Here is an 18,344-nt window from a genome sequence, read left to right as displayed (position 1 = left end):
TCCTGCCTAACGGGCTCGGGTGTCGTGTTCAACCTGCTCACGGGGGCGCGGCTCGAAGCCCTCGCCGGTGCCTCCGCCCCGGCGCTCGTACACCGTGCCGGCGGGCAGTGGGCCGTACCAGATGGCATCCTCGGGGCCGTAGAGCAGCGGACGCGGGCCTCGCGTTGCGTTGAACACCCCCACCTCGCCCCCCCTCCGGAGGCAGGGTGAACGGGAGGTGCCACGGTCCTCGGGCCACGTCGCCGCTCGCTTCCAACCGGAGGGCCGCGCTGGGCTCCAGGACGCCGGCTGGGAGTCGGTAGCCCACTGTTGCGCGCAAGTCCGAGGTGACTTCGTAGTCCTCCAAGCGCAGTGGGTCGGGGCCGCGGTTGTGTAGCTCCAGGGAGCCCGTGCTCCCCGAGGCGACCGCGCGGATGACCAGTGGGCCTGTTCCGTGCGCCTGCAGGACATCCCGTGCTCGACGCGCGTGTGCTTCGGAGACGGATGGGTCTTCGCGCAGCTCGGGCTCCACGACCTTCCACAGCGCCTCGATGTGCGCCAGGGCCTGCGCCTCGGAGAAGGGGCCCGCTCGTGCGGCCGGGCGGCTCACTATTGGGCGCTCTGGCCGGGCTCTGGGCGGCTAGGCGAGTGGGCTGTTGCCGCGCTGGGACGCTTCACCCGGCGGAGGATGGATCAGCGGAACACCTGAGCCGCTCCGGAACGCGGGCGGCTGGAGCGGGCGCCAGGGGCATCACCTTCGTGCGTGAGTCCTGTTTTTCCGGAGGAGGGGATGGGTTGGACAGTGGGTACGGGTTTTCAAGGTATGCCTGCGCGCGGGGGTGGCCGCCATGTCAGCCGGAGCGAGTTGGATCAGCTCTGGCGCGGTGTCATCAAAAGCCAAAGCCCGCACTGCTCAGGAGCGCTCAGCCGCCGTAAGGTTGTGCGACTGGATGTCGTGGAGGGGTCATGCACGAGTGGTTGGAGGCACTTCGCAAGTCGGTAAAGGCATCGTCAGCTGGCGTCTCTCCCGAGGAGATTCGCCGGGCCGAAACGGAGTGCGGCGTTCCATTCCCCGACGAGCTCACCGACCTGTATCAGGCGTTCAACGGGGGCGAGCTCAACGGTGAGGTTCTCCTCTTCCGTCTGCACGGCGCGGAGGGAGACCCGAGCGTCCTGGAGAAGACCCGCCTCAAGCTGGAAGGGCTTCCCGCGGCGGGGCTGTGGCGCATCGGTTTGAAGGGGCCGCACCGGCACCTCTTCGCCTCGCGCAAGTCGGCCATGGTGGAGCAGGGCGACGGTGGCGGTCCGTTGCCGGCCTGGGTCGAGGCGCTGGATAGCGACGACTGGGTCTATGGCACCTGGGAGGGCGAGAAGCGGCAGATGCGGCTGTACCGCTCGTTGAAGGACATGCTCGACGTGCTCGTGCCCCCCGCGGAGGTGGAGAGCTTCGGTGAGCGCACCTTTGCCCGGGCGATGAACGCCGTCCTTCAGGGGGCGCTATCCGGCGTCCAGGTTGACGAGGAGGAGGCGGAGTCCGGCGAGGCTCCACTCGGTGCGGCGGCCGAGGCTGAAGCAGCCGAAGAGGCCGAGCAGCTCGAGGAGGCGGAGCTGGCCGATGAGGAGGCCGCCGAAGTGGAAGTCGAGGAGACGGAGGTACGCGAGCTCGCGTACGAGTACGACGACGTCCGCCCGTCTTCCCGTTACGAGGATGGGGCCGGCCCGAGAAAGGCGCGCGCGCAGGCTCAGCAGATACCGCTCGCCATCGGTGGCGCTGGCGTGCTGTTCCCGAAAAGTGCGTCGAGCAAGGTGCAGGGTGTGAAGAAGGCCGCCGCGGAGCCTGCTCCCGCGAAGGCGCGCCCCGCGAAGAAGGCCGCGATTGAAGCGGCTTCGGCGGAGCTCCTTGCTGGGACGGGGGAGTCTGTTTCATCGCCGGAAGCTGCGCCCCAGAAGGCCGCCTCGAAGAAGTCTCCCGCCAAGAAGGCTGTTGTGTCGGAGGCTGCGGCTCCGAGCGTGGCCGCTGAGGTGCCCGTCGTCAGCGAGGTGAAGGCAACGAAGGCGGCACCCGCGCGCAAGACCGGTGCGAAGAAGGCGGCAACCCAGGCGTCGGCTGCGGAGGAACCGCCTGCGCAGGAGTTCCCTGCCGTGGCGGAGGTCTCGACGACGGCGGCGTCTCCGAAGCGCGCGGCGAAGAAGCCCCCTGCCGTGAAGGCGGCAGGTGCCCGGGAGGTCGCTGCGGTGACGTCTGCTGAGAGTGGGACGGCGAAGTCTGCTGCTGCCCAGAAGGCCACAGCGAAGGTCCCCGCCCAGACGGGTGTGGCGAAGAAGTCCGCCACCGTGAAGAGGGCAACGAAGGCCCCTGCCCAGAAGGGCACTGAGAAGAAGCCTGCCACCGCGAAGGAGGCGATGAAGGCCTCTGCTCAGAAGGCTGCGGCGAAGAAGTCCGCCACCGCGAAGGGGGCGACGAAGGCGCCTGCCCAGAAGGCCGCGGCGAAGAAGTCCGTCACCGCGAAGGCTCCGGCTCGGAAGTGCGCGGCGAAGAAGGCCCCTGCTCAGAAGGGTGGTGCAAAGCGGGCCGGTGCCCCGAAGGGCGCGGCGAAGAAGGCGGCCGCTCAGAAGAGCGCGGCCAAGAAGGCCGCTGCTCAGAAGTCCGGAGCGAAGAAGAGCGCCGCGAAGAAGGGCTCAGCCCAGAAGCCAGCGGCGAAGAAGGGCGCCCGCGGCCGGTAGTCACGGGTTCGGAGGCAAGGCGCGCTCCCGCGCCTTGCCTCGACGTCGCCTCACCGTACGTCTATCCCTGCGGTAGCTTGTCGAAGTCGATGGGGCGGATGCGGTAGCCCGGCTGTGCCGTCAACTCCAGCGGCTCTTCCTCCTCATCACCCCGGCGGAACTCATGAATCTCGTCCGGGAGGATGTCGCGGAAGTCCGGCTCCTCCTCCAGCGGCGGGGTCGCCGCCAGGTCCTGGTCTGAGATGTTGATTTCATCCTCACCGGTGTCCGGATTCATGTGACGCCGAGAGGTGGACTCGCCCACGTCATCTGACCCCAGCTTCTTGAATCGCATGGCCTCTCCTCGGAAAGCGCGGTGGGTCGGCTGCCTTCGTCTCAAGAATGAGAACCCGCGGGGGCCCCGGCAATTCTCGCCGCCCGCCTGCCTGCCATGCCTGCCCGTGCCTCAGCGCTCCGGAAGCACGGTGCGGCCGGAGGGGTAGGCGGGCTCCACCTCCAGCATCACCATGGCCAGGGCCAGCACGCGCGACAGCGTCTCACGCACCTGGTAGCGCCACGGCGTCGGCCGTCCCTCGTCCGCGGCCACGCCCCACGCGTCGATGCCCACCGAGTTCGCGATGAACAGCGCCCGCGTCAGGTGGAAGCGCTGCGTGACGAGCACTGCCCGCTTCGCGCCGAACACCGTGGAGGCCCGCAGGCAGCTGTCATAGGTGGACAGCCCCGCTTCGTCGCCCTGGACCGCGCTTTCGGGCACGCCGTGCTCCACCAGGTAGCGCCGCATGGCGCGCGTCTCGTGATGGAAGGGCTTCGTCTGGTCCCCGCTGACGAGCACCGTCTGCACCTTGCCCTGCTGCCACAGTGCGATGGCTGCATCCAGCCGCTGGGCGAGCACGGGGGAGGGCACCGCGCCCCGCGCCAGGCCCGCGCCGAACACCAGCGCCACGGGGGCCTGGGGCGCCTGCTCCAGCGGGACGATGCGGTCCTCGTAGCTGAGGCGGACGAGGTGGGAGAGGGCAAACAGCCCCAGCCCACCCGCGGCCAGGACCGCGAGGCCTCTACGCAACCACACCCATCTCGCACCGCCTGGCTTCATGGACCCCGAGAACACCGGTAGAGGGGCCATTGTGTTCCGGGCGCCCTCCACCGGAAAGCCCAGAGCGACATCCCTGTCTCAGGGGGACGTGCCCGCCTGGGAACCTGCCGGCTTGGGCGCGAACCGCTCGACGGCCTCCAGCAATTGTCGGGGCTCCACGGGTTTCTTCAGGAATGCCGCCACGTTGTACGAGGACGCATAGACGGCCCAGTCCCTGGGGTTCATCGCCGCCATTCCCGCGGACAGGATGATGACCGGCACCTGGGCCAGGGCCTCACTCGCCTTGCGGGTGGTCAGCACCCGGTGGCCGTCCATGACGGGCAGGGCCATGTCCAGCACCATGAGGGCAGGGCGGGGATGCTGGGCCAACTGCTCCAGGGCCTCCCGGCCGTTGCGCGCCACTCGCACCGCGTGGCCGTGCATCTCCAGGTAGTCCTGAAGGGCCTCACAGATGTCCACGTCGTCTTCGACGATGAGCAGCGGACCGGATGACGTTTGAACCACCATGCCCGCAAGGTAAGTCCGTGTCCTACCGCGGGGAGGGGCTGTCAGGGGGGCTTGGCCGCCTGCCATATCCGGTGGGGCGGGCGATCGTCTGCCCGGCGGCGGCAGGCATCCGTTGACCGGCTCCCGCCCCGCCTATATAGGGGGCCCCGTCTTACCCTGCCCCGCCTTCCTTCTGGACAAAGCGGGTCGAACGCCCCACAGGAGCTCCCCGGTCCATGGCGTCCCTTCGCGACATTCGCAAGCGCATCCGCTCGGTGAAGAACACGCGTCAGATCACCAAGGCGATGAAGATGGTTTCCGCCGCGAAGCTCCGCAAGGCGCAGGACGGCATCCTGGCGGCGCGTCCCTACGCGACGATGCTGGATCAAATCATCGCGGACCTGGCCGCCCGCGCCGGGGATGAGAGCCTCAGCCACCCGCTGCTCGCGGCCCGCCCGGTGAAGCGCGTGGAGCTGGTGCTCCTCACGTCGGACCGTGGCCTCGCCGGCGGCTTCAACTCCAACGTCATCCGTCGCGCCAACCGGTTCCTCTACGAGAACACGAACCTGGAGAGCATCCGTCTCTCCACCGTGGGCCGGAAGGGCAACGACTTCTTCCGCAACCGCGGCCAGAACATCCGCAAGGACTTCGGCGGCCTGTACCAGCGCCTGAACTACCGCGCCGCCGCGGACGTGGCCGAGGAGCTGGTGGCCAGCTACCTCAACGGCGAGGTGGACGCGGTCCACATCGTCTACAACGAGTTCGTCTCCGCCATCGCCCAGACGGTGAAGGTCGCCCAGCTGCTGCCGTTGCAGACGCTGGGGACGCCGGGCCAGGCTCCGACGGAAGGCTCCACCGCGCTGGTGGACTTCAAGTACGAGCCGGACCGTCAGGCCGTGCTGGACCGCCTGGTGCCCCAGGCCGTCAACATCAAGCTCTACCGCGCCCTGCTGGAGAGCGTGGCCAGCGAGCACGGCGCCCGCATGAGCGCCATGGAGAACGCCACCTCCAACGCGACCGACATGATTGGCAGCCTGACGCTCACCTACAACCGCACGCGTCAGGCGGTCATCACCAAGGAGCTGATGGAGATCGTCTCCGGCGCCGAGGCCCTGAAGTAGGGCATTCACGCAGCCTCGCCCTCATCTCCTGGGCCCGCCCCGTCTATCGGGGTGGGCCCTTCGCGTTCAAGGCCCCGGCCGAGCCATGGAGAAGGCTTCCACCTCCTGCGGCCGGGCAAGTCGCTCATCGTCTACGACTTGCGCGTGCAGGAGATGAAGGACGGGCTGAGCGTCCTGTCCAGCAACGGCCTGGACCTCACGGTGGACGCCAGCGTGCGCTACCGGGTGGACCCCGCGAAGCTCTTCGAGCTGCACACCCAGACGGGGTCCAGGTACGCCGACATCCTGATCGCCCCCGCGGTCCGCTCGGAGGCCCGTCAGGTGTTCGGCCGCTACGCGCCGGAGGAGCTCTACTCCTCGAAGCGCGAGCAGATAGAGCAGGAGCTTTTCGAGGAGGTGACGCGCTCGCTCGAAGGCAAGCACGTGGTGGTGGAGGCCATCCTGGTGCGGGACGTGACGCTGCCTTCGGCCATCCGCGACGCCATCGCCGACAAGCTGGCGGAGGAGCAGCGCAGCCAGAAGATGCGCTTCACCCTGGACAAGGAGCGCCAGGAGGCGGAGCGCAAGCAGATCGAAGCGGAGGGTATCGCCCGGTCCCAGGACATCGTGCGCAAGGGGCTCACCGAGGAGTACCTGCGCTTCAAGGGCATCGAGGCCACGGAGCGGCTCGCCCAGAGCCAGAACGCCAAGGTCGTCCTGGTTGGTAGCCCGAACAGCGGGCTGCCCCTGGTGTACCAGCCGGATGGGAGGTAAGGGGCTGGCGCCCGGCATGTGGTTCCGCTAAGCCAGACTTACCAGTCAGTTGCCCGGGAGGCTTGACCCCCGGGGGGGGCCCCGGTAAAGGGGGCCCGCCCTCACAGCCGGGCCGAAATTTCAAGGGTGGCGGCGCCCGTCCGCTCCCCGTGCGAGGCAGACGATTCCATGAGCGCTCAAGTTCCGACGGCAGGCAGAATCATCCAGGTCCTCGGCCCCGTGGTCGACGTCGAGTTCCCGCCCGGTGGTCTCCCCGAGGTCTACACGGCCCTCAAGGTCACCAACGCGAACTTGAGCGCTGACGCGGACAACCTCACCCTCGAGGTGGCGCAGCACCTGGGCGAGAACACCGTCCGCACCATCGCCATGGACTCCACCGAGGGCCTCGGCCGCGGCATGCCCGTCAGGAACACGGGCGCCCCCATCCAGGTGCCGGTGGGCAAGGCCACCCTGGGCCGCATCCTGAACGTCACCGGTGAGCCGGTGGACGAGATGGGCCCCGTGAAGGCGCAGGAGTACTGGTCCATCCACCGCGCGCCGCCGCCCTTCACGGAGCAGGACGTGCGCGTGCAGATGTTCGAGACGGGCATCAAGGTCATCGACCTGCTCGCCCCGTACACCCGCGGTGGCAAGATTGGCCTCTTCGGCGGCGCCGGCGTGGGCAAGACGGTGCTCCTGCAGGAGCTCATCCGCAACGTGGCAGTGGAGCGCGGTGGCTTCTCCGTGTTCGCCGGCGTCGGTGAGCGCACCCGCGAGGGCAACGACCTCTACCACGAAATGCAGGACACGAAGGTCATCCAGACGGACAACCTGGAGGCCAGCCAGGCCGTTCTGGTGTACGGCCAGATGAACGAGCCGCCCGGCGCCCGCGCCCGCGTGGCCCTGTCCGCGCTGACCATGGCCGAGTACTTCCGCGACGTGGAAGGCCGCGACGTGCTCCTCTTCGTGGACAACATCTTCCGCTTCACCCAGGCCGGTTCCGAGGTGTCCGCCCTCCTGGGCCGCATCCCCAGCGCCGTGGGTTACCAGCCCACGCTGGCCACGGAGATGGGCAGTCTGCAGGAGCGCATCACCTCCACCACGAAGGGTTCCATCACCTCCGTGCAGGCCATCTACGTCCCCGCCGACGACCTCACGGACCCGGCGCCCGCGACGGCCTTCGCCCACCTCGACGCGACCACGGTGCTCAACCGCTCCATCGCCGAGCTCGCCATCTTCCCCGCCGTGGACCCGCTGGACTCCACCAGCCGCATCCTGGACCCGGCCGTCATCGGCGCGGAGCACTACGGCGTGGCCCGCAAGGTCCAGGGCATCCTCCAGCGGTACAAGGAGCTGCAGGACATCATCGCCATCCTCGGCATGGACGAGCTCTCCGAGGACGACAAGCTGGTGGTGGCTCGCGCCCGGAAGATCCAGAAGTTCCTGTCGCAGCCCTTCTTCGTGGCCAAGGTCTTCACCGGCAAGGATGGCCGCTACGTGAAGCTCCAGGACACCATCCAGGGCTTCAAGGAGATCTCCGAGGGCAAGCACGACGACATCCCCGAGGGCGCCTTCTACATGGCGGGCAGCATCGACGAGGTGGTCGAGAACGCGCGGAAGATGGTGTGAGTTAAGCTGGGCGCTCCTTCTCTTCACAGAGGTCACCATGCGCCGTGCAGCGCTCGCCCTGGTCCTGATGTGCCTGTCCTCCTCCGCCCTGGCGGAGGAGCGCAAAGGACGGGCCCGGGTGAGCGCCAACGGGCTCTACAGCGTCCGCATGGTGGAAGCGGCGCAGGGCCAGTGCCGGTTGGAGGTGACGCAGGAGAGCGGCCCCGTCTGGACGCTGGCGCAGTGTCTGGGCACGGTGGACGACCTCTACTTCGTCTCCAACGACGGCGAGCGGGTCTGGGTGGTGTGGCCGCTGGTGGAGAAGGGCAAGCCCGTGCCGGAGCCGCGCCCGAAGAAGAAGTCGAAGGTGAAGAAGCCCAAGGGGCCTCCCGCCTGGGCGCGCGTGGTGGTGGCGGCGCAGTACGGGCGGGATGGTCAGCGGCTCCAGGAGAAGCGGCTGACCGAGTGGCTCAACACGCGGCAGCTCTCCGAGGTGCGCCAGCTCACCCACCACTTCAAGTGGCTGGAGGGCACGCTCGGCATCCCCGGCAAGGGGCCCCGGCTGACGGACGCCGGGGTGGTGGAGTTGGAGCCGGTGGGTGTAACCACCCGTCAGCTCACGTTCTGATTCGGTTGTGCGAGGAGCCTCATGGCCAAGCTGACTGTGGAGATTGTCACCCCCGAGAAGCGCATCCTGTCGGTGCAGGCCGACGAGGCGATTGTTCCTGGCGGCCGGGGTCTGTTCGGCGTGCGGCCGGGGCACACCCCGTTCCTGTCGCTGATGGAGCCGGGCGCGCTGACGCTGATCGAGAGTGGCCGGCGCGAGTCCTACTTCGTCGCGGGCGGCTTCGTGGAAGTGGGCAATGACAAGGTGCTGGTGCTCGCCGACGCGGCCGAGCCCGTCACGGGCATCGACGTGGAAGGCGCCCGTCGCCGCATGGCCGAGGCGCAGGAGCGCATGAAGGGCATGTCCTCCGAAGACGCGCGCTTCGAACTGGAGCAGGCCACGGTGCGCCGTGAGGCCGCCCGTATCGGCGCCGCCAACACCGCGCGCGCGTAGGCTTCTCCCCCGTTTCACCGCCCAGGAGCGTCCCGCGCTCCTGGCGGCCCTGGCGTGACACCCGGGCTCCCCTCGAGCGGAGCCGGTGTCCGCTTCTGTTTACGTGACGGTGCCCCTCTGGGGTGGCGCCTCCGGAACAGGCTTCCCGGTCCGCACCTCGCTTCACAGTGCCCCCAGGGGCCTGGCTGCGTTCGCCTCCGAGCCTTCGCGCGGGCGCGGCGGCCTCCTGTCAGCGGCTGTCCTCGGGCGCAGTAGCTCCACTGACAGTGGTGCTTCCATTTGACGGTCCGGGTTTTAAGGTGCATTTAGAATGCATCTTAAGGCCCATGCCGGGCGAGAGGAGCGGCACCATGAGCGTTACGGCGGAGAAGAGTGTCTACGAGCAGTTGGGGGGAGAGCCGGCGATGGCGGCGGCGGTGGAGGTCTTCTACCGGAAGGTGCTGGCGGACGACCACATCAGCCACTTCTTCGAGGACGTGGACATGGAGCGCCAGGCCGCGAAGCAGAAGGCGTTCCTGACGATGGTGACGGGTGGGCCGGTCCACTACTCGGGCAAGGACATGCGCGCGGGCCACGCGCCTCTGGTGAAGCGTGGGCTGAACGACTCGCACTTCGACGCGGTGGCGGGCCACCTGAAGGCGACGCTGGAGGAGTTGGGCGTGGCCGCGCCGCTGGTGGCGAAGGTGCTGACCATCGCGGAGAGCGCCCGCGCGGACGTCCTGGGACGCTGACCCGAGGAGCACGCCATGGCCAAGGTCAAGCACGAGTCCGACTGGTATCCGCTGGAGTCCGGAGAGAGTGTGCTGGACGCGCTGCTGCGCCAGGGCGTGTCCATTCCGAATGCGTGCCGCGCGGGGGCCTGCCAGTCCTGCCTGATGCGGGCCGTGGCGGGGACGGTTCCTGAGGCCGCGCAGGTGGGGCTGAAGGACACGCTCCGGGCACAGGGCTACTTCCTCGCCTGTGCCTGTCGGCCTCCGGAGGGCACGCTGCTGGAAGTCACCGGCGCGGAGGCGCTGCGCATCCCCGCGCGCATCCAGGCGCTGTCGTGGCTGTCCACCAGCGTCCTTCGCGTGCGGCTGGTGACGGACAGCCCGCTGGCGTACCACGCGGGGCAGTATCTCTCCCTGGTGCGCGAGGACGGGCTGACCCGCAGTTATTCGCTGGCCAGCCTGCCTCATGAAGATGCCTTGGAGTTGCATGTGCGGCTCCTGCCGGGCGGGGCGATGAGTGGCTGGCTGGCGCATGACGCACGGCCGGGAGACAGGCTCCAGGTGCAGGGCCCGGCGGGCAGTTGCTTCTATGTGCCCGGCCGGCCCGAGCAGCCCTTGTTGCTGGCGGGCACCGGCACGGGACTGGCGCCGCTGTACGGCATCGTTCGCGACGCGCTGGCGGCGGGCCATGCGGGGCCCATCTGGCTCTTCCACGGTGCTCGGACGCCCGAGGGGCTCTACCTCACCTCCGAGCTGCGGGCGCTGGCCGAGCAGCATCCTCAGTTCCGCTATCGCCCGGGCGTGCTGGAAGGCGGCACCCGGGACGTGGCCGAGGGAGCGCTCGATGCGCTCATCCGCGCCGAGTGTCCCAAGCCCCTGGGCTGGCGCGCATGGCTCTGCGGAGACGGGCCATTGGTGCTATCCCTTCGCAAGAAGCTGTTCCTGGCCGGGCTCTCGTTGAAAGACCTCCACACGGATGCCTTCCTGCCGAGCGTTCCTCAGGGCCAGCGTACTTCCGACGCCGGAGCCCGCTGACGTGCACCTCACCCTCCATGCCGACTACTCGCTGCGGGTGCTGCTCTACCTGGCCACGCGCACCGGGCGGCCCGTCTCCACGCAGGAGATGGCGGATGCGTACGGCATCTCCAAGCACCACCTGGTGCGAGTGGTGCAGACGCTGGCGGGGCAGGGGGTGGTGGATGCGCGCGCGGGCCGCTCCGGCGGCGTGGTGCTGGCGCGCGCGCCAGCGGACATCCAGGTGGGGAGCGTGCTGCGCGCCGCGGAGCCGGACTTCCACCTGGTGGAGTGCTTCGACCGGGAGCGAAACGCTTGTCCCATCGCTCCCGCTTGTGGGCTCAAAGGTGTGCTGGACGAGGCGCGCGAGGCGTTCCTCGCGGTGCTGGACCGGTACACGCTGGCGGACCTGCTCCGCCGCTCGCGCCCGAACCTGCAGGACTACTTCCTTCCCACCTCCGCGCCATGATGTCCGGCACGCTGGAGCTGTTTCATCGCATCGTGGATGCACCTTCCGCGCAGGCCCGGCGCTACATCGTGGACTACGCGCTGGAGGACCGCGTGCGCTTTCGCAACGTGGCCTTCGACGAGGCGGAAGCGGACTGGCGCAAGCATGGCGGACATACCACGCCCGCGCTCTGGGACGGCACGCACCTGCACCAGGGCGCGCAGGCGGTGATGGCGCGCTTGCAGGCCGTCGTCAACCTGGGCCGCGACGACGCATGAAGTAGCGGGCGCGCGTGTGCTGACACCCGCGCGCTGGTGCCACCTGCGCGTCCCTCGTGCGCCATTCCCGCCGGCGCGAAGCTTCGCAAGTTGGACACGTGTGCAGGTGCGCGAATGCGTGCACCCTCCGAGGCTTGCCGCGCGTGTGTTGGTTGCGGTAGTCACCCCACCCCGCGCTGCGATCCACGAGGCGCCAAGGATGGAGAGTGGACGGTGAAGAATCCGAGTGGAATTTCGAGGACGGCTGTATCGCGCTCGTCAAGCCCCGGCATGATTCTTCCCGCTCCGGCTCGCGTATGTTTCACGGGTTTCTCTCGGCCGTTCTGGCCTGAGCGTCGGTTAATCTCCACGACCCCATGCCGCTGACTCCCGCCGAGCGCCAGGACAGGTTCCATGCGGCGTTCGTGGGGCTCGCCATCGGTGATGCGCTCGGCTTTCCGCTGCGCGGCATTCCACCGGCGAGCCTCACGCGGCTGCCCGGCCTTGCCGAAGACTTCGCGCCCCGCCCGCGCGGCAAGTTCGCCAAGGGCCAGTTCAGCGACGACACGCAGCTGCTGCTCGCGGCGGCGGAGAGCGTCATCCGCGAGGGCAAGGTAGACGGCCGCAGCGCGGCGGCGCACCTGGCGTGGCTGTGGCAGGAGGGCATCATCCTCCAGCCGCCCAAGAGCCTGGCGGACGCGCTGCAGCGGCTGGCCAGCGGCGTGCCGTGGATGAGCGCGGGCGCGTCCCTGGGCACGCGCTGCCATTCGGTGCTCAGCCGCGCGCTGGTGGTGGGCCTGCTGGAGAGCGGCCACCGCGCGCGCCTGCCGCATGACGCGGGCGTGCTCACCATCATCACGCACAAGGATCCGGTGTGCGCGGCGGCGGCCGCCGCTTTCGCGCAGGCCGCGGCGCTGGGCATGGAAGAGGAGCCGCTGACACCCGCGGCCTTCTGCGAGGAGCTGGCGCTGGCGGCGGCCGTGCACGACAAGGGGCTGGCCGAGGAGGTGCGCCACCTGCCGCGCCTGCTCACCTGGGACACCGCGCGCGCGCTGACGCAGCTGCGCAAGGTGGGCGTGCCCCCCAGCGAGCTGAAGGGCGTGGACGGGCTGCCGCCGCACGTGGTGCCGGTGCTGCTGACGTCGCTGTTCGCCATCCTCAAGGTGCCGCACGACTTCCGGGAGGCGGTGGCCCTCACGCTGCGCTGCGGCGGCGAGGCGGACGTGGCCGCAGCGCTGACGGGCGCTCTGCTGGGCGCCCACCTGGGGACGCGCGCCATCCCCGCGCGGCTGCGCAAGCAGGTGTTGTACTCCGAAAACCTGGTGGATACGGCGGACCGCCTCTTCCGCGCCCATCAGGTCCGCGAGACGCTGGCCACCGCCCTGTCGCACCGCCGTCGCCGCTGAGCGCGAGGGCAGGGCAGGCGGGCAGCCGCCGGCGTGCATTCCCCCGGGGCTTCACTGGAGGGAGCGTCCTGCCCACCTTGTGCGAAGGAGCGGGCCGCAAGGATGCCAGGCGGGCATGGGAGCGCACGTGTGGTCCGCGAAGTCATCGCAGGAGGCGCACGTCGTGGACCTCGAATCGGAACGCCTGGAGCGAAGTCAATTGGAGACGCTCTCCACGGCGGAGCTCATCCGGCACGCCTTGGCGGAGACGCGCCTGCTGGTGCGCGCCGAGGTGATGCACGCCAAGAAGGAGCTGCGTGAGGAGCTGAAGGCCGCGCGTACCGCGGGCATCCTCCTGGGGGCGGGCGCGGTGCTGGCGCTCACCGCGCTGGCCGTCCTCTTCGTCGCGCTGGGGCTGGTCTTGCCCATGGCCCAGGCGCTGGGCGTGCTGGTGGTGGGCGTGGTGCTGCTGGCGATTGCCGGGGGCCTGCTCTTCATGGGCAGCAAGCGCGTGCCCAAGAAGCCGCTGCCGCACACACAGGAACGCTTGAAGACGGACTACCAGCTCACGCGGGAGACGCTGCAATGAATGGCAACGGCCGCGACCCAGGCGAGCCCTCGGCAATCGAGCGGAAGCATGAGGACCACCGCATCAGCCGGGGCATGGGGGACCGCAAGCAGGTGGAGGAGACCGCCGACCGCATCCGCGACGAGCTGATGCTCACGCTGGCGGAGTTGGATCGGCGACGCGAGCGCGCGCTCGACGTGCGCTACCACGCGCGGCAGCACCGCACCGAGCTGATGGCCGCGGGCGCCGCGCTGCTGACAGTGGTGGGCCTGGGCGTGGGATACGCGGTGTACCGCGCGCGCAACCGCGACGAGATTCTGCGCCGCAAGCGCCGAAAGGCCCTGACGCGTGCCTGGGAGCACCCGGACCGCGTGGCCTCCAACGCGGAGCAGCGCCCGCTGGGCGCGGAGCTGGGGAGAAAGCTCGTCCTCATCTTCGCCAGTACGCTCGCCACCGCTGTTGCACGAAACGCGGTGATGACACTGGTTCCCGCGCGCCGCGTCCCCGCTTCTGCTCAGGGGGGTTATAAGAATACATAATTGCGACAAAATAAGACATAAACCATTCTGATGCCCATGACGGACCTGCTCTATGCGCGGGCCCAAATGGGCTTGTCGCTCGCGTTCCACATCATCTTCGCCGCGGCGGGAGTGGCGCTTCCCGTCCTCATGGTGCTCAGTGACTGGAAGGGCCGGCGCACCGGTGATGCGGACTATCAGAAGCTGAGTCAGAAGCTGGCGAAGGGGACGGCCATCCTCTTCGCGGTGGGCGCGGTGAGTGGCACGGTGTTGTCCTTCGAACTGGGCCTGCTGTGGCCAGAGTTCATGGGGCAATACGGCGAGGTGATTGGGCTGCCCTTCAGCCTGGAAGGCGTCGCCTTCTTCACCGAGGCCATCTTCCTGGGCATCTATCTGTACGGGCGGGAGCGGGTGTCGCCAGGGATGCACCTGTTCTCCGGCGTCATGGTGGCGGTGAGTGGCGCGGCCAGCGCCTTCTTCGTCACGCTGGTCAACACATTCATGAACCACCCGTCGGGCTTCACGCCGTCGGCGTCGGGGCCCATGGACGTGCAGCCGCTGGTGGCCATGTTCAGCCCCGGCTGGCAGTACCAGACGGCGCACGTGCTGCTCTCCTGTTACCAGGCGAGCGCCTTCGCCATGGCGGGCATCCACGCCTTCGTGTTGCTGCGCTACCCGGGCGCGGCCTTCCACCGGAAGGCCCTGTCGGTGGCGCTGCCGCTGGCGTGTGTCACCGCGCTGCTCCAGCCCGTGGTGGGGGACTTGTCCGCCAAGCACGTGGCGAAGGCGCAGCCGGTGAAGCTGGCCGCCATGGAGGGCCAGTTCGAAACGGAGCGCGGCGCGCCGCTGCGCCTGGGTGGACTCCCCAACGTGGAGACGGGCGAGGTGCCCTACGCGGTGGACATCCCCAAGGGCCTGTCGATTCTCGCCTTCGCGGACCCGGACGCGGAGGTGAAGGGCCTGAATGCCTTCCCGCGCGACGAGTGGCCGCCGGTGGCGAAGGTCCACGTGGCCTTCCAAGTCATGGTGGGCACCGGGAGCGCCATGGCGCTGCTGGCGTTGGTGACGCTGGGCTGGCGGTGGCGGAAGAAGGCCTGGCCCCACGGGCGGAAGCTGATGTGGGCGTGGCTGCTGTCGGGGCCGCTGGGGGTGGTGGCCATGGAGGCGGGCTGGCTCGTCACGGAGTGGGGACGACAGCCGTGGATTCTTCGCGGCGTCATGCGCACGGCGGACGCGGTGACGCCGGTGCCACACCTGGCCGCGCCCTTCTGGACCTTCACCGCCGTGTACTTGTTCCTGGGCGTGACGGTGGTGCTCCTGCTGGTGCGGCAGGTGGCGGGCACGCTGCCTACGCGCGACAGCGGTCTGCCGGGAGGTGAGGCCCATGTCCACTGACACGATTCTGGGCTTCGCGGTGGCGGGGACCTTCGTCCTCTACGCCCTCTTCGGCGGCGCGGACTTCGGGGGCGGCGTCTGGGATTTGCTCGCCTCCGGACCGCGCAAGGCGGAGCAGCGCGCGCTCATCGCCCGCGCCATTGGCCCGGTGTGGGAGGTGAATCACATCTGGCTCATCGTGGGCATGGTGCTGCTGTTCGCCGGCTTCCCGCGCGCCTTCGCGGTGCTGAGCGTGGCGCTGCACGTGCCGCTGACGTTGCTGCTGCTGGGCATCGTGTTCCGGGGCGCCGCCTTCACCTTCCGGACCTACGACACGCGCGGGGACACGGTGCAGCGGCAGTGGGGGCTCGTCTTCAGTGGAGCCAGCGTCATCGCGCCGGTGCTGCTGGGCATGTGCGTGGGGGCCGTGGTGAGCGGCACCATCCGCGTCGAGGGGCGGGTGGTGGTGAGCGGCTTCTTCGCGTCGTGGCTCACGCCCTTCTCATGGGCGGTGGGCGTGCTGGCGCTGTGCCTCTTCGCCTTCCTGGCGGCGGTGTACCTCACCCACGAGGCGCCCGAGTCCGCGCTGCGCGAGGACTTCCGCCGCCGGGCGATGGGCGCGGGTGTGGCCGTCTTCGTCGCGGCGCTGGTGGTGCTGCTGCTGGCACGCGAGGGGGCGCCACGCGTCTGGGAGGGCCTGTTGCGCTCGCCCTTCGCCCTGGCGCTGCATGCGGGCACGGCGGTGGCCGCGGTGGCGTCCTTCGCGCTCCTGTGGACGCGCCGCTTCCAATGGGCCCGCGTCGCGGCGGCCGTGCAGGCGGGGCTCATCGTGTTGGGGTGGGCGGCCTCGCAGCACCCGTTCCTGGTGGTGCCGGACGTCACGCTGCACGGCGCGGCGGCGAGCCCTGGCGCGCAACGCCTGCTGTTGGTGGCGCTGGGCGTGGGCACGGCCGTGGTGGTTCCTTCGCTGGTGTTGCTGTTCCGCGTCTTCCGGCCCGTGCCCACGCCCAGCGCAGGCTCGGAGGCGTGAGCCGCGGGGGCTCACGTGCCCGGAACGCGAAGAGGCCGTGCAGTCCACCAATAGGGGACGGCACGGCCTCAATCGATACAAGGGACGAAGCGACGCCTTAGAATCGCGCGTTCACGCCCGCGTAGATGGTGCGGCCGCGCTCCTGGAACACGTAGCCTTCCTCGTCCTCGGTGCGGGTGTTGGCGATGTTGAGGACGCCCGCGTTGACGCCGAAGTTCTTGCCGATGTCGTAGCTCGCGCCCGCGTCGAAGAGGGCGTAGGACTCGACCTCCTCGGTGCCGCTGAGCTGCGGGCCAATGTACTGGCCGCGCACGAAGGCCTTCAGCTTGTCCACCGGCGTCAGGTCAATCTGGCCGTTGAGGGTGTGCTTGGGCCGGTAGGCGAGCTGCACGTCGTTCTCCAGGTCGCGGCTCTCCAGGAAGGTGTAGTTCGCGCTCAGGCGCACCACGTTGCCGAAGGCCTTGCTCGCCGTCGCCTCGACGCCGCGCAGGCGCGCGCGGTTGACGTTGCGGGGCACGTACAGGGGCAGGCCCGTCGCCGGGTCGGTACCCACCGGCTCCACGCCCGTGCCGCGCGGCGTGTCGATGAGGTTGCGGATGTTGTTCTGGAAGACGGTGGCCGACAGGGCCCACGACGTCATGGTCCAGTTGGCGGACACCTCGAAGTTGGTGCTCTTCTCCGGGTCCAGGTCCGGGTTGCCGATGATGCCGCAGCGGCCACGGCAGCTCGTCACCAGGGATTCGGTGCTCATCTGCCGCAGCGTGGGCGCCTTGAAGCCCGTGCCGACACCCGCCTTCACGGTGAGGTGGTTGATGGGCGAGTAGACGGCGTAGGCGCGCGGCGTGAAGTGGAGGCCGAAGTTCTCGTGGTTGTCCAGACGCGCGCCCAGCAGCAGGGTCAGCTTGTCCATCAGCGCCAGCTCATCCTGCGCGTAGATGGCCTGCTGGTGCACGCTGGCGGCGCCGCTGGTGAACTCGTCCGACTTGAGGTCAATCCAGCGCGCCTCGCCGCCCACCGTCAGCGTGTTGATGCCCAGGTACGCGGTGGCGTTCGCCTCCGCGACAATGTTGTCCTGGGTGAGTCCGTCGACGCCGCTCTCCAGTCCTTCCCAGTAGCCGCGGACCTCGGAGTTGCCCCAGTCCCACTTGCCCTTGTGGCCCAGCACCGCGTCGTTGCGGTGGACCACCGCGTCCGCGTCGCCGTAGGAGCCGCCGATGTAGTACTCGCCGATGCGGTTCTGGTACGCGCGGCCGTACTCGGCGGTAATCGTCTGCTGCGCGGTGGGCGTCCAGTTCAGCGACAGCCGGCCGTTGTGGTCATTGCGGCCCTCGAGCGTGGCCAGGTCGCCGTGGTTGACGATGCTGCCGTCTTCACGCGTCACCGGCGCACCGTCCGCGTTGAGCACGGGCGAGCCCGGGTTGCGCGCGCCATTCCACGCCTGGCGGTGGTTGAAGCCACCCGTAATCTTCATGGAGAGCGTGTCCTCGATGAGCGGACCGCTGAGGAAGACGCTGGAGCGGAGCTCCTCGCCGTTGGCGCCCACGGTGGGCGTCTGCGCCTTCAGGTCGATGCCGCCCGTCCACTTGGGGGCAATCGGCTTGGTGATGATGTTGATGACGCCGCCCAGGGCCTCGGAGCCGTAGAGCGAGGACATGGCGCCGCGGACGACCTCGATGCGCTCGATGCCCTCCGTGGGGATGAGGCCGATGTCGAAGTCGTTGTGGCGGAACACCGCCTCCAGCGAGTTCACGCGCTTTCCGTCGACCAGGATGAGCGTGTAGCTCGAATCCATGCCGCGGATGCTGATGCCTCGGCGGCCCTGGCTGCCGGCCGTCAGGCTGATGCCGGGCGCCAGGCGGATGGCGTCCGTCAAATCGCCCACGGGCGCCCGCTTCAGGTCCTCCTGCGTCACCACGGTGACAGAGGCGGGGGCGGAGGTGACGTCCTGCTCGGTGCGCGTCGCCGTCACCACCACGGGGGCCATCTGGAAGATGTTGTCCTCCAGCGCCGCCTCCGCCTGCTCGGCCTGGTGCTCGGCGGCCGTGGAGTCCGGCGGCGGCGGCGTGGCCGCGTCCTGCGCCCAGGCGGGCGTCATCGTGAGCAGCAGGGCAGAGCCCACCCACTTCCACGTCACGGACAGGCGGGGAGCACGGAAGGGTCGGGGGGAAACGTCATCACGGTGAACGGCGCGCAAGGTCCTTCTCCTCATGTGGGTCTCTGAACTGCCGGACTCCCCC

At 69.2% G+C, this 18,344-nt stretch carries 20 protein-coding genes; 15 read left to right on the top strand and 5 right to left on the bottom strand.

Annotated features, from left to right (window positions below; translation table 11 throughout):
* Positions 1-6: 6 nt before the first annotated feature.
* Positions 7-177, bottom strand: a complete 171-nt coding sequence (locus BHS09_RS39065; RefSeq protein ID WP_161606814.1) for a hypothetical protein — start codon at positions 175-177, stop codon at positions 7-9.
* A gap of 768 nt (positions 178-945) precedes the next feature.
* On the opposite strand from BHS09_RS39065, the gene BHS09_RS35620 reads away from it, so the two are divergent.
* The gene (locus BHS09_RS35620; RefSeq protein ID WP_140800280.1) at positions 946-2,703 is read left to right on the top strand and encodes an SMI1/KNR4 family protein; all 1,758 of its coding nucleotides are present in this window, start codon (positions 946-948) and stop codon (positions 2,701-2,703) included.
* A 61-nt stretch (positions 2,704-2,764) separates the two neighbouring features.
* Here the strand turns inward: BHS09_RS35620 and BHS09_RS35615 are convergent, their stop codons facing one another.
* The 3 genes from BHS09_RS35615 to BHS09_RS35605 form a co-directional block, all read right to left on the bottom strand.
* Positions 2,765-3,037 (bottom strand): hypothetical protein, encoded by a 273-nt coding sequence (locus tag BHS09_RS35615; protein ID WP_013937437.1) that lies wholly within the window; start codon positions 3,035-3,037, stop codon positions 2,765-2,767.
* 111 nt (positions 3,038-3,148) lie between these two features.
* Positions 3,149-3,826 (bottom strand): SanA/YdcF family protein, encoded by a 678-nt coding sequence (locus BHS09_RS35610; protein ID WP_140800279.1) that lies wholly within the window; start codon positions 3,824-3,826, stop codon positions 3,149-3,151.
* A 48-nt stretch (positions 3,827-3,874) separates the two neighbouring features.
* Positions 3,875-4,303 carry a response regulator gene (locus BHS09_RS35605; protein ID WP_237077781.1) on the bottom strand — a complete coding sequence of 143 codons (429 nt, stop codon included), beginning with the start codon at positions 4,301-4,303 and terminating at the stop codon, positions 3,875-3,877.
* A gap of 215 nt (positions 4,304-4,518) precedes the next feature.
* On the opposite strand from BHS09_RS35605, the gene atpG reads away from it, so the two are divergent.
* The 14 genes from atpG (at position 4,519) to BHS09_RS35535 (ending at position 16,107) form a co-directional block, all read left to right on the top strand.
* Positions 4,519-5,403: an ATP synthase F1 subunit gamma gene (atpG, locus tag BHS09_RS35600; RefSeq protein ID WP_140795802.1), complete on the top strand. Its 885-nt coding sequence runs from the start codon at positions 4,519-4,521 to the stop codon at positions 5,401-5,403.
* 51 nt (positions 5,404-5,454) lie between these two features.
* Positions 5,455-6,156 carry a prohibitin family protein gene (locus tag BHS09_RS35595; protein ID WP_237080030.1) on the top strand — a complete coding sequence of 234 codons (702 nt, stop codon included), beginning with the start codon at positions 5,455-5,457 and terminating at the stop codon, positions 6,154-6,156.
* A gap of 168 nt (positions 6,157-6,324) precedes the next feature.
* Positions 6,325-7,764: a F0F1 ATP synthase subunit beta gene (gene atpD, locus BHS09_RS35590; RefSeq protein WP_140795801.1), complete on the top strand. Its 1,440-nt coding sequence runs from the start codon at positions 6,325-6,327 to the stop codon at positions 7,762-7,764.
* Between the two features lie 37 nt (positions 7,765-7,801).
* Positions 7,802-8,371, top strand: coding sequence for a hypothetical protein (locus tag BHS09_RS35585; protein ID WP_140795800.1), 570 nt, complete (start codon positions 7,802-7,804; stop codon positions 8,369-8,371).
* A gap of 21 nt (positions 8,372-8,392) precedes the next feature.
* Entirely contained in the window at positions 8,393-8,803 is a 411-nt protein-coding gene (locus tag BHS09_RS35580) for a F0F1 ATP synthase subunit epsilon (protein WP_011556841.1), read from the top strand.
* A 350-nt stretch (positions 8,804-9,153) separates the two neighbouring features.
* Complete coding sequence (locus BHS09_RS35575; protein WP_140800278.1) at positions 9,154-9,534, top strand: group I truncated hemoglobin; 381 nt, start codon at positions 9,154-9,156, stop codon at positions 9,532-9,534.
* Between the two features lie 15 nt (positions 9,535-9,549).
* Positions 9,550-10,548, top strand: coding sequence for a 2Fe-2S iron-sulfur cluster-binding protein (locus tag BHS09_RS35570; RefSeq protein ID WP_140795798.1), 999 nt, complete (start codon positions 9,550-9,552; stop codon positions 10,546-10,548).
* Position 10,549: 1 nt separating this feature from the next.
* Positions 10,550-10,996, top strand: coding sequence for an RrF2 family transcriptional regulator (locus BHS09_RS35565; protein WP_140795797.1), 447 nt, complete (start codon positions 10,550-10,552; stop codon positions 10,994-10,996).
* Positions 10,993-11,253 (top strand): hypothetical protein, encoded by a 261-nt coding sequence (locus tag BHS09_RS35560; protein ID WP_140795796.1) that lies wholly within the window; start codon positions 10,993-10,995, stop codon positions 11,251-11,253. Before BHS09_RS35565 ends, BHS09_RS35560 begins: the two co-directional genes overlap by 4 nt.
* Before the next feature lie 356 nt (positions 11,254-11,609).
* Entirely contained in the window at positions 11,610-12,638 is a 1,029-nt protein-coding gene (locus BHS09_RS35555) for an ADP-ribosylglycohydrolase family protein (RefSeq protein ID WP_090487588.1), read from the top strand.
* A gap of 115 nt (positions 12,639-12,753) precedes the next feature.
* Positions 12,754-13,206: a phage holin family protein gene (locus tag BHS09_RS35550; RefSeq protein WP_237077779.1), complete on the top strand. Its 453-nt coding sequence runs from the start codon at positions 12,754-12,756 to the stop codon at positions 13,204-13,206.
* Positions 13,203-13,724: a hypothetical protein gene (locus tag BHS09_RS35545; RefSeq protein WP_140800277.1), complete on the top strand. Its 522-nt coding sequence runs from the start codon at positions 13,203-13,205 to the stop codon at positions 13,722-13,724. The genes BHS09_RS35550 and BHS09_RS35545 overlap by 4 nt, the downstream gene beginning before the upstream one ends.
* A 30-nt stretch (positions 13,725-13,754) precedes the next feature.
* A complete protein-coding gene (locus BHS09_RS35540) occupies positions 13,755-15,098 on the top strand; it encodes a cytochrome ubiquinol oxidase subunit I (RefSeq protein ID WP_140800276.1) in 1,344 nt (447 codons plus the stop codon).
* Entirely contained in the window at positions 15,088-16,107 is a 1,020-nt protein-coding gene (locus BHS09_RS35535; RefSeq protein ID WP_174259383.1) for a cytochrome d ubiquinol oxidase subunit II, read from the top strand. The genes BHS09_RS35540 and BHS09_RS35535 overlap by 11 nt, the downstream gene beginning before the upstream one ends.
* Before the next feature lie 97 nt (positions 16,108-16,204).
* Here BHS09_RS35535 and BHS09_RS35530 read toward each other — a convergent pair whose 3' ends face one another.
* Positions 16,205-18,226: a TonB-dependent receptor domain-containing protein gene (locus tag BHS09_RS35530; protein WP_237080029.1), complete on the bottom strand. Its 2,022-nt coding sequence runs from the start codon at positions 18,224-18,226 to the stop codon at positions 16,205-16,207.
* Positions 18,227-18,344: the final 118 nt, after the last annotated feature.

The organism is Myxococcus xanthus (assembly GCF_006402735.1).
GTDB classification, from domain to species: domain Bacteria; phylum Myxococcota; class Myxococcia; order Myxococcales; family Myxococcaceae; genus Myxococcus; species Myxococcus xanthus_A.
Note: the sequence above shows the minus strand (reverse complement) of the source record. Positions and strands in the feature narration are given on the sequence as shown.